Annotated in this window: 13 protein-coding genes; 7 read left to right on the top strand and 6 right to left on the bottom strand. The window is 75.7% G+C overall.

The window, feature by feature from the left end:
* Nucleotide 1: 1 nt before the first annotated feature.
* The 4 genes from GGQ55_RS20075 to GGQ55_RS20060 all read right to left on the bottom strand — a co-directional run bounded on the left by GGQ55_RS20075 (nucleotide 2) and on the right by GGQ55_RS20060 (nucleotide 5124).
* Nucleotides 2–484 carry a VOC family protein gene (locus GGQ55_RS20075; RefSeq protein ID WP_179719772.1) on the bottom strand — a complete coding sequence of 161 codons (483 nt, stop codon included), beginning with the start codon at nucleotides 482–484 and terminating at the stop codon, nucleotides 2–4.
* Between the two features lie 127 nt (nucleotides 485–611).
* Nucleotides 612–4292, bottom strand: coding sequence for a DNA polymerase III subunit alpha (locus GGQ55_RS20070; protein ID WP_179719770.1), 3681 nt, complete (start codon nucleotides 4290–4292; stop codon nucleotides 612–614).
* Complete coding sequence (locus GGQ55_RS20065) at nucleotides 4289–4759, bottom strand: SAV_6107 family HEPN domain-containing protein (RefSeq protein WP_246323843.1); 471 nt, start codon at nucleotides 4757–4759, stop codon at nucleotides 4289–4291. Before GGQ55_RS20065 ends, GGQ55_RS20070 begins: the two co-directional genes overlap by 4 nt.
* 17 nt (nucleotides 4760–4776) lie before the next feature.
* Nucleotides 4777–5124: a DUF6504 family protein gene (locus tag GGQ55_RS20060; protein ID WP_179719766.1), complete on the bottom strand. Its 348-nt coding sequence runs from the start codon at nucleotides 5122–5124 to the stop codon at nucleotides 4777–4779.
* A gap of 226 nt (nucleotides 5125–5350) precedes the next feature.
* On the opposite strand from GGQ55_RS20060, the gene GGQ55_RS20055 reads away from it, so the two are divergent.
* From GGQ55_RS20055 to GGQ55_RS20030, 6 genes are read left to right on the top strand one after another with little or no spacing between them, the layout of a single operon-like run.
* Nucleotides 5351–5881 carry a YbaK/EbsC family protein gene (locus GGQ55_RS20055; protein WP_179719765.1) on the top strand — a complete coding sequence of 177 codons (531 nt, stop codon included), beginning with the start codon at nucleotides 5351–5353 and terminating at the stop codon, nucleotides 5879–5881.
* Nucleotides 5878–6447: a GNAT family N-acetyltransferase gene (locus tag GGQ55_RS20050; RefSeq protein WP_179719763.1), complete on the top strand. Its 570-nt coding sequence runs from the start codon at nucleotides 5878–5880 to the stop codon at nucleotides 6445–6447. Before GGQ55_RS20055 ends, GGQ55_RS20050 begins: the two co-directional genes overlap by 4 nt.
* Nucleotides 6448–6455: 8 nt before the next feature.
* A complete protein-coding gene (locus GGQ55_RS20045; RefSeq protein WP_179719761.1) occupies nucleotides 6456–8015 on the top strand; it encodes a phytoene desaturase family protein in 1560 nt (519 codons plus the stop codon).
* A complete protein-coding gene (locus tag GGQ55_RS20040; protein WP_366489801.1) occupies nucleotides 8012–8761 on the top strand; it encodes a carotenoid biosynthesis protein in 750 nt (249 codons plus the stop codon). The genes GGQ55_RS20045 and GGQ55_RS20040 overlap by 4 nt, the downstream gene beginning before the upstream one ends.
* Nucleotides 8758–9888, top strand: coding sequence for a glycosyltransferase family 2 protein (locus GGQ55_RS20035; protein ID WP_179719757.1), 1131 nt, complete (start codon nucleotides 8758–8760; stop codon nucleotides 9886–9888). The genes GGQ55_RS20040 and GGQ55_RS20035 overlap by 4 nt, the downstream gene beginning before the upstream one ends.
* Complete coding sequence (locus GGQ55_RS20030) at nucleotides 9885–10532, top strand: flavin reductase family protein (RefSeq protein ID WP_366489799.1); 648 nt, start codon at nucleotides 9885–9887, stop codon at nucleotides 10530–10532. Before GGQ55_RS20035 ends, GGQ55_RS20030 begins: the two co-directional genes overlap by 4 nt.
* Before the next feature lie 46 nt (nucleotides 10533–10578).
* Here the strand turns inward: GGQ55_RS20030 and GGQ55_RS20025 are convergent, their stop codons facing one another.
* A complete protein-coding gene (locus GGQ55_RS20025) occupies nucleotides 10579–11556 on the bottom strand; it encodes a carbohydrate kinase family protein (protein WP_179719755.1) in 978 nt (325 codons plus the stop codon).
* 79 nt (nucleotides 11557–11635) lie between these two features.
* On the bottom strand, nucleotides 11636–12295 hold the full coding sequence (locus tag GGQ55_RS20020) for a CDP-alcohol phosphatidyltransferase family protein (RefSeq protein WP_179719753.1): 660 nt from the start codon (nucleotides 12293–12295) through the stop codon (nucleotides 11636–11638).
* A gap of 54 nt (nucleotides 12296–12349) precedes the next feature.
* Here GGQ55_RS20020 and GGQ55_RS20015 point away from each other — a divergent pair, with 54 nt between their 5' ends.
* Nucleotides 12350–13159, top strand: coding sequence for a lipase family alpha/beta hydrolase (locus GGQ55_RS20015; RefSeq protein WP_179719751.1), 810 nt, complete (start codon nucleotides 12350–12352; stop codon nucleotides 13157–13159).
* Nucleotides 13160–13270 lie beyond the last annotated feature (111 nt).

Here is a 13270-nt window from a genome sequence, read left to right as displayed (position 1 = left end):
GCTACGCGGGGACCGCGTCCGCGGCCCGCTCCAGGTCGGCGATGACGATCTTCTGCATCTGGAACATGGCCTGGACCGCGCGCTGCCGGCGGGCCGGGTCGGCGTCGTTCTGCAGCTCGATCAGGCGGGTGGGCACGACCTGCCAGGAGACGCCGAACTTGTCCTTGAGCCAGCCGCACTGGCTCTCCTCGCCGCCAGCGGTGAGCTCGTCCCAGTAGTGGTCGACCTCGTCCTGGTCGGCGCAGAGGATCTGGAAGGAGATGGCCTCGCTGAAGCCCCAGTTCTGCGGGCCGCCGTTCAGGCCGACGTACTCGGTGTCACCGAGCCGCCAGCTCGCGGTCAGCACCGTGCCCGCGCGCTGCGGGTCCTCCTCGCCGTACCGGAGGACGCCGAGGATCTCGGAGTCCGGCCAGATCGAGGTGTAGTACTCGGCGGCCTGCTCGGCCTCGGTGTCGAACCACAGGCAGATCACGGTCTTCGGCATCGTCGTCGTCCTCTCGGTGTGGTGTCCCTTCTGCACTAGGAACGCGCCGGGCGCCCGGAACTCATCGGTGGCCCCCTGCAGGGTCCCGCCGCGAGCTTGCGAGCGGTGGGGGGCAGGGGGTCCTTTCTCAGTGGCCGGAGCTGCCCGGGCTGGAGTGCCAGAGCTTGCGCGGTGCGGCGGCGCGGCGGGCGGCGATCTTGGTGTCCTCCCCCGCGGGCTTGATGTCGGCGTAGGGCGACATGCGGAAGCCGGTCGGGTGCACGAGCACCGGCCGGACCATCACCGGTCGGGAGTTGCGCGACGCCGCCGCGCCGGCGATCGCCTGCTCGGTGAACTCCCCCGGCGCGGCCATGTGCTCGGCGACCGCGGCCAGCCCGCCTGCCTCCCAGGCCTCGTGCAGCGCGGGCAGCTCCCACGCGCCGGTGGCCCGCAGCGAGATCCCGCGCGGCCCGGTGCGGCGCACCACCCCGCGGATGACCAGCAGCCACGAGTGGAAGACGGTCGCGGCGTAGGGGCCCTGCACGTCCTCGAAGAAGGTCGAGTCGGTGCAGCCGGTGCCGTCGTCGAGGGTCACGAAGATGACCCGGCGCCCGGAGCGGATCGGCGGGGTCTGCGTGGCCACCTTCACCCCGGCGACCAGCACCTCGGCCTCGCTGCGGCAGCCGAGCATCTCCCCCGCCGGGACGGCGCCGAGCTCGCCGAGGAACCGCCGGTAGAAGTCGATCACGTGCCGGCTGGCGTCCAGACCCAGCACCTCCAGCTCCGCGCGCACCAGCTCGGCGTCGGTGAACTCGGGCAGCCCGCTGCTGTCGGCCCAGTCCGGCGCGGTCTCCTCCTCGGCCAGCTCCAGCCCCATGAAGTCGAGGCTGAGCTGGCCGCGGGAGCCCGCCCGGGCGCCGCTGCGGGTCCACCGGTCCAGCTCGCCGATCTGCAGCAGCAGGTCGCGGCGGTTGACCTGGTGGCGCCGCCGGGACGGCCGGCCGGCCTCCCGGTCGCGCAGCCCGAAGCCGTAGAGGGAGTCGAAGCCGCCGGCGAGCACCAGCCGCTCCACCACCGGGCGGGACACCGAGGCCCGCTGCCAGAAGTCGGCCAGCGACCGGTAGGGCTGCCCGTCGACGATCCGGCCCACCTCGTCGTCCGAGATGCCCTTGACGTCGGCCAGCGCCAGCCGGATGCCGTAGCGCGACGGCTCGGGCATCGACGCCGGCATCCACTCCGGGCGCGGCCGGACGATCCCGTCGTCGTCCTCGACCCCCTCCACCCGGTAGGTGTCGGACGAGGCGTTGACGTCGAGGCCGAGCACGCGGATGCCGAAGTTGCGGGCGTCGTCGAGGATCAGCCGCTTCGGGTACATGCCGGGGTCGTGGGTGAGCACCCCGGCGAGGAAGGCCGCCGGGTGGTGCGCCTTGAGCCACGCCGACTGGTAGGTGGGCAGCGCGAACGCCGCGGCGTGGGCCTTGCAGAAGCCGAACGAGCCGAAGGCGGCCAGCACCTGCCACACCCGCTCGGCGACCTCGACCGGGTAGCCGGCCTCGAGCACCTGCGGCACGAACCAGGCCCGCACCTCCGCATGGGCGTCCTTCTCTCCCAGCGCCCGGCGCACCTCGTCGGCCTCGGCCAGGCTCACCCCGGTCATCCGCGCGACGATCTGCAGCACCTGCTCGTGGAAGACGACGACGCCGGCGGTCTGCTCCAGGGCGAACTCGAGGTCGGGGTGCGGGTACTCCGGCTCGCGCCAGCCGTTCCGGGCCATGAGGAACGGGGTGACCATGTCGCTCTTCACCGGTCCGGGCCGGAACAGCGAGATGTCGATGACGATGTCTTCGAACGTCTCCGGGCCGAACTTGCCGACCAGCTCCCGCTGCCCCGGCGACTCGATCTGGAACATGCCCAGCGTGCGGGTGCTGCGGATCAGCTCGAACGTGGTCGGGTCGTCGCGCGGGATCGCGTCGATGTCCACCGTCTCGCCGTCGACCCGCTCGATCTCGCCGAGGGCGTGCGCGATCGCCGACTGCATCCGGATGCCGAGCAGGTCGAGCTTGAGCAGCCCGAGCTCCTCGACGTCGTCCTTGTCGAACTGGCTCATCGGGTAGCCCAGGAAGCTGCTCTCCACCGGGGTGCGGTCGAGCAGCGTGGCGTCGGAGAGCAGCACCCCGCACGGGTGCAGCGCGATGTGCCGGGGCAGCCCGTCGAGCCGGGCGACCAGGTCGAACATGAGGTCGAGGTCGCCGTTGCCGCCGGCCCGCTTGGACCCGTACCGGCTGGCCTGCAGCTCCGGCAGGTCGCGCAGCGCCTCGTGCACCTGGTTGGCCCGGATGTGCGGGAACGCCTTGGCGATGGCGTCGACCTCGGCGATCGGCATGCCCAGCGCGGCGCCGACGTCGCGGATCGCGTGCCGCACCCGGTAGGTGTCCATCATCGAGATGCAGCTGACCCGGTGGGCGCCGAAGCGCTCGAGGACGGCGTCGTAGACCTCCATCCGCCGGGCGGACTCCACGTCGATGTCGATGTCGGGCAGCTGGTGGCGCAGCGGCGAGAGGAACCGCTCCATCAGCAGCCCGTATCGGATCGGGTCGACGTCGGAGATGCCGAGCAGGTAGGTGACCAGGCTGCCGGCGCCGGAGCCGCGGGCCGCCGCCCGCACCCGCAGCCCCTTGATGAGCTCGACCACGTCGGCGACGGTGAGGAAGTACGACGGGTAGCCGAGGGAGTCGATGACCGTCAGCTCCTCGTCCAGGCGCACTCGGACCCGCTCGGTGAGCGCCATGCCGCGCCGGCCGAGCCCGGCCTCGCACCGGGCGCGCAGCACCTGCGAGGGGCTCAGCTCCCGCTCGGCCGGGGTGGTCACCACCTCCAGCTCGGGATAGCGGACGGTGCCGATGCCGAGGTCGGCGGTGACGTCGACGACGCACTGCTCGGCCAGCCGGGCGGTGCCCTCCAGCAGCCGCAGCGCCGCGTCGCGGTCGGGGCCGACGAGGTCCTCGGCGACCTGGGCCATCTCCTTGCCCGACTTCAGGTAGCCCTCGGCGGTGCGCCGGTCGACGTGCCGCAGGTCGAGCGCGACCAGCCGGCGGGACGCGTCGAGCACGTCGGCGGTGGGCGCGTCGAGGGCGTCGACGTAGCGGACGGCGTTGCTGAGCACCACGGGCACCTGCTGCTCGGTGGCGAAGCGCAGCAGGGCCGCCGCCCGGGCCCGGTCGCCCCGGCCGCGGTGGTGCACCAGCTCGACCGCCAGCCGGCCGGGGCCGAAGACCGCCCGCCAGGCGTCCAGCGCCGCAGCGGCCGCGTCGGCCCGGCCCTCGGCGAGCGCCCGCCCGACCGGGGAGTCGGGGCCGAGCAGCGCGACCAGCCCGGGGGCGTGCTCGGCGGCCAGCGCCAGCGAGCTGACCGGCTCACCGCGGGTGCCGCGCAGGTGGGTCGCGCTGGTCAGCCGGCACAGCGAACGCCAGCCCTCGCCATCGCGGGCGAGGAAGGTGACCCGCGGCAGCCGCGGGTCGACGCTGGCGCCGCCCCGCGCGGGCACCCGGCGGACCGGCCGCTCTCCCAGTGCCCGGCCCAGCGGGCGCGGCAGCGCGGAGTCGACGGCCGGCGCCATCGCGAGGTCCACCCCGAAGATCGGTCGCACCCCCGCCGCACGGCAGGCGAGCGCGAACTTGACCGCGCCGTAGAGGCCGTCGCGGTCGGTCAGCGCGAGCGCCGGCATGCCGTGCTCGGCAGCCCGGGCCACGAGATCGGCGGGATGGTTCGCGCCGTACTGCATGGAGTAGCCCGAGGCGACGTGGAGGTGGACGAAGGGGTCGCCGCTCACTTTCGGTGGTCGGTGCCGCCGACCACCCGTGGACGGGGGGCGGCCGGCCGGACCGGCTCGGGAACGGAGAGGCCGAGGCTGTGCTCGACCACGGTGAGGAACGCGCCGACGTCGCGGACCAGGTCGTCGGCCTCCCGCTCGGTGACCGCGCGGGAGAGCCCGGCCTCGGCCGCGGCCCGCTTGGCGGCGCCGGCCGCGAAGAAGGTGGCCCACTCCCCCAGCTCGGGCGCGACCGAGCCGAGCAGCACCCAGGCGCTGCGCGGCCGGCGCCGGCCGGTCTCCGGACGGGTGCGCGCGGCCAGCACCGCGGCCGCCCCGCGCAGCGCGCCGAGGTGGGCGGTGGCGTACCGACGCCGGGGGTCGTCGGTGCAGGCCGCGGCCTCCGCCAGCGCCCGGTGGGCCTGGTCGAGCAGCTGGGCCGCCGCCGGGGGCAAGGGCGGCGGGAGGGGCAGCTGGTCGGCAGGCATGGCTCGTGCGGCGCCCATCAGTCGTGCACCCGCACGAGCCACCAGCGGTTGCCGGCGGCGTCCCAGGACAGGTCGTAGACGCCGGCGAAGCTCATCCGCGACCGGCCGGCCCGCACCGCCTCCACCCGCCACACCTCGCGGGTGGCGACCAGCTCGGCCGAGGCGCCGCCCCCGGAGGCGGCCGACGCGGCGTGCTGCTGCCACCACGGCGCGGTCTCCACCCAGGAGTCGAGCAGCTCGCCCACGACGTAGCGCGACGATCCGCGCCAGAACTGTGCCGGGCCGAGCGGGCCGCGCTCGACCTGCACCTCCTCGCCGGGCCGGGTCCGCTCACCGATCCCAGCCGCACCGAGCACCCGGCTCATGGCACACTCCCCTGTCCTGGCCCCGCCGCCGGCCCACCGCCCCGGGCGGGGAAGGGACCCGAGAACGGCGGGGGTCGGCTGCGCTGACGCTCCGCCTGTGTCGAACGAGCTCGGTTCGAACGCGTGTTCGAACACGGAGAAGTAGACCCGACCCGGGGCGGCCCGTCAAGTGCTGCGCCGTGCCGCGGCGTGCCGAGCGAACCGGGCCGGTGGCAGGATTCCCGGCATGACCCGTCCCGCGCACCCACGGGTCGCCGAAGTGGCCGACCTGCTGGCCGCCTCGGGCGCGTCCGGGCAGGTGCGCGAGCTGACCGGCAGCGCCCGCACCGCTGCCGAGGCCGCCGCCCAGCTCGGCGTCCCCGTCGGCGCGATCGCCAACAGCCTGGTCTTCGACGTCGACGGCGAGCCGCTGCTGGTGCTCACCAGCGGCGGGCACCGAGTCGACGAGGTCCAGGTGGCCGGCCTGCTCGGCGTCCAGCGGGTGCGGCGGGCCGCTGCCGACTTCGTCCGCGAGCACACCGGCCAGCCGATCGGCGGCGTGGCCCCGATCGGCCACCCGGAGCCGATCGGCACCCTGGTCGACGTGGAACTGGCCCGGTACGAGCGCGTCTGGGCCTCCGCCGGCCACCCCTCGGCGGTCTTCCCCACCAGCTACGAGGAGCTGCTCCGGCTGACCGCCGGGACGGCGGCCGAGGTCGGCGGCAGCCCGATCCCCGACGGCTCCTCCCCCGACGTCGAGGAGGCGGTCGGCCCGTGACAGGAACCCGGCCCGCGGTGCGGGTCGTCGAACTGCCCGTGCCGTGGATCCGCGACCACATGCACGAGGCCCTCGCCATCTACGGCCTGGCGATGGGCTACGACTCCTCGGTCGTCGCCGGCCGCTACGGCTACGCGATGCAGCACACCGAGCGGCCCGGCTTCCGCGCCGTGGGTGCGTTCGCCGCGACGCCGGACGGCGAGGAGCTGGTCGGCTTCGGCTACGGCTACGTCGTCGCCCCGGGTCAGTGGTGGCACGACCAGGTGCGCGCCGCGCTGGACCGGCGGACGGCGAAGCGGTGGCTACCCGGCGCGTTCGAGGTCTGCGAGCTGCACGTGCACCCCGATCACCAGAGCCGTGGCCTCGGCCGCCAGCTGCTGCACGCGCTCGTGGCCGACGTGCCGCACCCGGCGGCGCTGCTGTCCACCCCGGACGCCGACACCAAGGCCTTCCGGCTGTACCACGCCGACGGGTTCGTCGACCTCGCGCGCGGGCACCACTTCCCCGGCGACTCGCGGCCCTTCGCCATCCTCGGCGCCCGCCTGCCGCTGCAGCCCGGCGCCTGAGCGCCGGAGTGACCGACGCCGTCGTCGTCGGCTCCGGCCACAACGGCCTGGTCGCCGCCTGCTACCTGGCCCGCGCCGGCCTGTCGGTGGAGGTGGTCGAGCGCGACGAGGTCCTCGGCGGCGCCGTCTCCACCGTCGAGCGCTGGCCCGGCGTGCGGGTCGACCGGGGCTCCAGCGCGCACGTGATCATCCGGCACAGCGGGATCGTCGAGGAGCTCGACCTGGCCGCGCACGGGCTGCGCTACGTCGACTGCGACCCGTGGGGCTTCGCGCCCGGCCCGCCCGGAGAACCGCCGCTGGTCTTCTCCAAGGACCTCGACGCCACCTGCGCCTCGATCGAGCAGGCCTGCGGCGCCGCCGACGCCGCGGCCTACCGCCGCTTCGTCGAGGTCTGGGCCCCGCGCGGCCGCGCCGTCGCCAGGTCGTTCGCCGCCCGGCCCACCGCCGGCCCGCTGCTGCGGGCGTTCTGGCCGCTCGGCGCCCCGCGCAACGGCCGCCCGCGCACCCCCGGTGGGGAGCTGGCCGTCGACTTCCTCGGCTCGGGCGACGCGCTGCTGGACCGCTGGTTCGAGAGCGAACGGCTCAAGGCGGCGCTGGCCTGGTTCGGCGCGCAGTCAGGCCCGGCGATGTCCGAGCCCGGGACGGCGGCGATGGTCGGCTGGGTGGCGCTGCTGCACGACGTCCCGCCCGGGCATCCGGTCGGCGGCTCGGGGGCGCTCACCGCCGCGCTGCGGCGACGGCTGGAGGCCGACGGCGGTCGGGTCACCCTGGGCGACCCCGCCGTCGCGCTGCTCACCGACGGCGGCCGGGTCACCGGGGTGCAGACGGCGTCCGGACGGCGGATCGCGGCCGGCACCGTCGTCGCCGCCTGCCACGTGCTGGCCACCCGCGAGCTGGCCGGCGACGCCGCTCCCCCGGCCCTGGCCGACGCCCGTCCGCCGCTGGGCAACGGCTTCGGCCTGGTCGTCCGCGCGCTCACCGACGCGCCGCCGTCCTACCCCGGCGCCGGACCCGAGGCGCTGGGCGGGCTGCAGCTGCTGTGCACCGACCGCGCCGAGCTGGCCGCCGCGCACGGCGACTGGCAGGCCGGCCGGCTGCCGCGCGTGCCGGTGCCGCTCGCGATGTGCTTCTCCGCATCCGACGACACCCTCGCGCCGGAAGGCCGGCACGTGGTCACCGTCTGGGGGCAGTGGTACCCGTACGAGACGAAGGACGGCGACTGGGACGCGCTGGCCGACGCCGAGGCCGACCGGCTGCTCGCCGCGGTCGACCGGTTCGCGCCCGGGTTCGCCGCCTCGGTCGTCGACAGGTACGTGCAGACGCCGCTCGCGCTGGAGCGGGAGCTGGTGCTGCCCCGTGGCAACGTGATGCACGTGGAGATGGGGCTGGCCAGCATGTTCGCGTTCCGGCCGACGCCGGCGCTGGCCGGCCAGCGGGTCCCCGGCCTGCGCGGGCTGTACCTGGCCGGCGCCTCCACGCACCCCGGCGGCGGGGTGTCGGGCAACTCGGGGCGGACGGCGGCCCGGCTGGTGCTGGCCGACCGGCGACGGCGGTGGCGGCGGGCGTGAGGCGCGTCCCGCTCGCGCTGGCCGGGCTGCTCGTGCTCGCCGCGATCGCCTACCCGCTCACCGACGGCGGCGCCCGCGACGCGGTGACCTGGGCGATCGTGCTGCTCGGCGCCGCGGTCTCGGTCACCCACGCCGGCATCAGCCGCGGCCGGCGGACCGGCGTCGGGGTCCTGCTGCTGGTGGGCGGCACCGCCGTCGTCGTCGAGGCGATCGGGCTGGCCACCGGCTTCCCGTACGGCGAGTACCGCTACGGCGACGTGCTCGGCCCGCGGCTGCTCGGCGTGCCGTTCCTCGTGCCCCTGGCCTGGCTGATGATGGCCTGGCCCAGCTGGGTGCTGGCCGCACGCCTGGCCGGCCGTCCGGCCGCGCGGGTGGCCGTCGCGGCTGCCGTGTTCGCCGCGTGGGACGTCGTCCTCGACCCGCAGATGGTGCAGGCCGGCTACTGGACCTGGGCGCACCCCCGACCGGGACTGCCCGGCATCGGCACGGTCCCGCTGACCAACCTCGGCGGGTGGCTGCTCGCCGGCGCGCTGCTCATGACCCTGCTCGAGGTGCTGGTCGCCCGGACCGCGACCGCACCGCGCATCGGCGACGCCGCGCCGCTGCTGGTCCTCGGCTGGATGACCCTCGGTGGCGCGCTGGCCCACGCCGGCTGGCTCGGGCTGCCCGGCTCCGCCGCGTGGGGCGTGGCGCTCGCCGTGCCGGTGCTCGTCGCGCTCGCCGTCCGGCACCGGACGCGCGTGTGAGCGGCCGGATCGTGCGGCTGCTCGCGGCCGCCTCGGTGGCCGGCGCGGCCCACGCGGCGCTGAACACGGCCCTGCTCCGCCGGCCGCCCGCGGCGCCGCCACCGGTCGACCGGCCGGTGACCGTCGTCCTGCCGGTGCGCGACGAGGTCGGGCAGGTCGGTGCGTGCCTGGCCGCGGTCCTCGACCAGCGCGGCGTGCCCGGCCTGCGGGTGGTGGTCGTCGACGACGGCTCCACCGACGGCACGCGCGAGGCGGTGCTGGCCTTCGCCGACGACCGCGTCACGCTGGTCGAGGCCGGTGCCCCGCCGCCGGGGTGGCTGGGCAAGCCGCACGCCTGCGCGGTCGGCGCCGCCCGGGCGGACGACGGCGTCCTCGTCTTCGTCGACGCCGACGTGCGGCTGTGGCCGGACGCGGTCGCCGCCGCCGTGGCCGTGCTCGACGCGCACGACCTCGACCTGGTCTCCCCGTGGCCGCGGCCGCTGACCGGCAGCCTCGCCGAGCGGCTGGTGCAGCCGCTGTCGCCGTGGCTGTGGGCGACCACGCTGCCGGTGCGGCTGGCCGAGTGCTCGCCGCGGCCATCGCTCGCCGCCGCGAACGGGCAGTTCCTCGTCGTCCGCACCGCCGCCTACCGCAGGGCCGGCGGGCACGCGGCCGTCGCCGGCGAGGTGCTGGAGGACCTCGCGCTGCTGCGGGCGGTCAAGCGCGCCGGCGGCCGGGGCGGGCCGGTCGACGGGTCGCGGCTGGCGGCCTGCCGGATGTACGACGGCTGGCCCGCGCTGCGCGACGGCTACACGAAGTCGCTCTGGGCCACAGTCGGCTCGCCGGCGGGAACCCTCGCCGCGGCGGCCGCGCTGACCGCGGTCGGCGTCGTCCCGGCGCTCGCCGCGCTGCGGGGGTCGCGCGCGGGGCTGCTCGGCTACGCCGCCGGGGTGGCCGGGCGCGCCGTCGTCGCCGTCCGCACGGGGAGCCGGCCCTGGCCCGACGCGCTGGCGCACCCCGTCTCGCTGCTGGTGCTCGACGCGCTGGTGGTCCGCTCGGTCCGCGGCCACCGCCGCGGCACCCTCACCTGGCGTGGCCGGACCCTGCCCGCGCCGGGAACACCCGGGCCGACGACGATGGGCCGGTGACCTCGCCCGCGCGCGTGCGCTTCGATCCCGACGACATGAGGTCGCGGGACTTCTACCGGATCCTCAACTCGGTCGTGGTGCCCCGCCCGATCGCCTGGGTGTGCAGCCGCTCGGCCGACGGCGTGGACAACCTGGCGCCGCACTCCTTCTACACGGTGTCCTGCGTGAAGCCGCCGATCGTGCAGTTCACGTCGGTCGGCCGCAAGGACTCGCTGAACAACGCCGAGGCCACCGGCGAGTTCACGGTCAACCTCACCCCGCGGGCGCTGTTCGAGCAGATCAACGCCACGGCCACCGACTTCCCGCCCGACCAGAGCGAGGCCGAGCACACCGGCGTCGTGCTGGAGCCCAGCGACAAGGTGGCGGCCAAGCGGGTGGCGCAGTCGCCGGTCAGCATCGAGTGCACGCTGCACTCGACGATCAAGCTCGGCGACTGCTGGGTGGTGTTCGGCCGGGTGCTGGCGGTGACCGCCTGGGAGTCGGCGGTCCGCGACGGCCGGCCGCGCATCGAGCACCTCGACCCGGTCGCCCGGCTCGGCGGCAACGAGTGGACGACGCTCGGCGAGATCCTCGAGATCCCGCGGATCCCCTACGGCACGTGGAGCGAGGACCCGAGCATCGGCGAGCGCCTCCGCGGCGGGTAGGTGCGGAGTGCCACGGGCGCGGATTCCGCGCCCTGGCACTCCACCGCTACTTCGGGAGGTGCTCGGCGATCTCGGCGGCGGCGTCGGGGCCGAAGGCGTCGGCGAACCGGTGCAGGAACGGCTCGCGGAGGATGTCGTACTCCTGCGTGCCGATGACCTCGACCGCCTCGGTGGCGACCGCCGAGCCCAGCTGGGTGGCCCGCTCGATCGACAGCCCCCAGGTCAGCCCGGCGATCACGCCGGCCCGCAGCGCGTCGCCGCCGCCGGTGGGCTCGACCGGCTTGGTCTCCGGGACCGCGATCACGTGGATCGGGTCCCGGCCGGCGGCCTCCACGCGCACCCCGTCGGCCGCCCGGGTGGTCACCCAGGTGCCGACGCGGGCGAGCACCTCGGCGTCGGTCCAGCCGGTCTTCTGCAGCAGCAGCGCGTGCTCGTACTCGTTGGTGAACAGGACGTCGGCGCCCTCGACCAGGCCGCGGATCATCCCGCCGTCCGCCCAGGCCAGCTGCTGGCTCGGGTCAGCGACGAAGGGGAAGCCGCGCTGCCGGCACTCCTCGGTGTGCCTCACCATCGCCGTCGGGTCGTTCGGGCCGATGACGACGTACTCCGGCGCCCCGACCCGCTTGACCACGGGGGCCAGCTCGATGTCGCCGGCCTCGGACATCGCCCCCGAGTAGAAGGAGGCGATCTGGTTGTTCTTGGCGTCGGTGGTGCACACGAAGCGCGCGGTGTGCTTCAGCTCCGACCAACGGACGCTGCCGGTGTCGACGCCGTGCCGCGACAGCCAGGCCTCGTAGTCGGCGAAGTCGCTGCCGACCGAGCCGACGAGCACGGGCGCGAGCCCCAGCAGGCCCATCCCGTACGCCATGTTCGCGCCCGCCCCACCGCGGTGCTGCACCAGGTCGTCGACCAGGAACGACAGCGAGACGTTCTCCATCTGGCCCTCCACGAACTGCTCCGTGAAAGTGCCCGGGAAGGTCATGAGGTGGTCGGTGGCGATGGAACCGGTGACGACGACGGTCACGCGGACCCTCCCTGGGGTTGGTGGAACGAGCACCTCAGGGTAGGGGCCGCCCCGAGGGCCCGCCCGGCGGTGGTCGGGCTCAGCCGGAAAGTGAACGCCTCAGGGTGACACCGAGTTGCCCGACGGCGATCGCGCCCAGCAGCACCCCGGCCGCGGTCCCGGCGAGGACGACGACCGACCCGCGGCCGCCGAGCAGCGCGACGACGCCGGCGCCGCCGAGGGAGAAGCCGGTCATCGCCACCCGGGTCGGCCGCTCCCAGACCGAGAGCGCGCCGGTCTCGGCGACGCCGGCTTGCCCCGCGCGGGCGCGCAGGTAGTCCGGCAGCCAGCACAGCGCGCCGAACGCGGCGGCCAGCCAGCCCGGCGCCCCGGCCAGCCACAGCGCAGTTGCGTAGGCGGCCTCGGTGAGCCGGTCGACGGCGGAGTCCAGCACGAACCCGCGCCGCGAGGCCCGGCCGCCGGCGATCGCCAGGGCGCCGTCCAGGCTGTCGAGCAGTCCCGAGACGCCGACCAGCACGCCGGCGGCGACCAGCCAGCCGCCACCCGGCACCGCCAGCACCGCCGCGCCGGCCGCGACCAGCAGCCCCAGCGCCGTCGCCAGCAGCGGCGGCACCCCGGCCAGCGGGCGGGCCAGCGCGTAGGCGAGCGACAGCCAGCCGCGCACGAGCGGGCTGGCCGACGGGTCGGTGCCGCCGTGCCAGCGCGCCCACGCGGCCAGGTACTCCTCGCGGCTCAGCACCCCGGCAGTCCACCAGCCGGTGGCGCGCCGGGCGAGAGCGGGGACAGTGGAGAGGTGCTCGCCGGCTTCTCCCCTGCCCGACGGCGCGCCGTCCTCGTCCTGCTGACCGTGGTCACGGTCGCCGTGGTGGCGCTGGCCGTCGTGCTGCTGCTGCCCGCCGGCAACGGGCGCGGCGGGGCGGCCGTGTCGCAGGACCGGCCGGGGCCGGTGCTCCTCGTGCCCGGGTACGGCGGCTCGACCCAGTCCCTGCAGAGCCTCGCCGACCGGCTGACCGCGTCCGGCCGGGACGCCACCGTCGTCGCGCTGCCGGGCGACGGCACCGGCGACCTGCGCGCATCGGCCGAGGCCCTCGACGAGGCCGCGACCGCCGTGCTCGACCGGACCGGCGCGCGGAGCGTCGACGTCGTCGGCTACTCGGCCGGCGGGGTGATCGCCCGGCTCTGGGTCGCCGACGGGGGCGACGCCGTCGTCCGGCGAGTGGTCACCCTGGGCTCGCCGCAGCACGGCACGAGCCTGGCCGACCTGGCCGGCGATGTGGCGCCCGACCAGTGCCCGGAGGGCTGCCGGCAGCTGGCGAGCGACAGCGAGCTGCTCGCCTCGCTCAACGCGAAGGACGAGACGCCGGACGGGCCGACCTGGGTCTCGATCTGGACGACGCAGGACGAGACGGTCACCCCGCCGGACTCCGCCCGCCTGGACGGCGCGCTGAACATGACCGTGCAGTCGGTGTGCGCGGACGCGCGGGTCGGCCACGGCGGGCTGCCGCAGGACCCGCTCGTGCAGGCGATGGTCGTGACCGAGCTCGGCGCCGGCGACCCGGTGCAGCTGACCTCGGCCGACTGCGCCCGCCTCAGCGGCAGCTGATCCGTCGATGAGTTCCCCGGCGACGCGCCGTCGTCATGGGCATGGCGAAGCTGCGGGTGCACAACCTGGCGGTGTCCCTCGACGGGTACGCCGTCGGTCGCGCACGTCCGC

Source organism: Petropleomorpha daqingensis (assembly GCF_013408985.1).
Lineage (GTDB): Bacteria > Actinomycetota > Actinomycetes > Mycobacteriales > Geodermatophilaceae > Petropleomorpha > Petropleomorpha daqingensis.
This window is presented reverse-complemented; position numbering and strand designations above follow the sequence as displayed.

Coding starts and splice junctions, on each gene's coding strand:
- GGQ55_RS20075 (WP_179719772.1), bottom strand. CDS start 484: ATGCCGAAGACCGTGATCTGCCTGTGGTTCGACACCGAGGCCGAGCAG.
- GGQ55_RS20065 (WP_246323843.1), bottom strand. CDS start 4,759: ATGCCTGCCGACCAGCTGCCCCTCCCGCCGCCCTTGCCCCCGGCGGCG.
- GGQ55_RS20060 (WP_179719766.1), bottom strand. CDS start 5,124: ATGAGCCGGGTGCTCGGTGCGGCTGGGATCGGTGAGCGGACCCGGCCC.
- GGQ55_RS20055 (WP_179719765.1), top strand. CDS start 5,351: ATGACCCGTCCCGCGCACCCACGGGTCGCCGAAGTGGCCGACCTGCTG.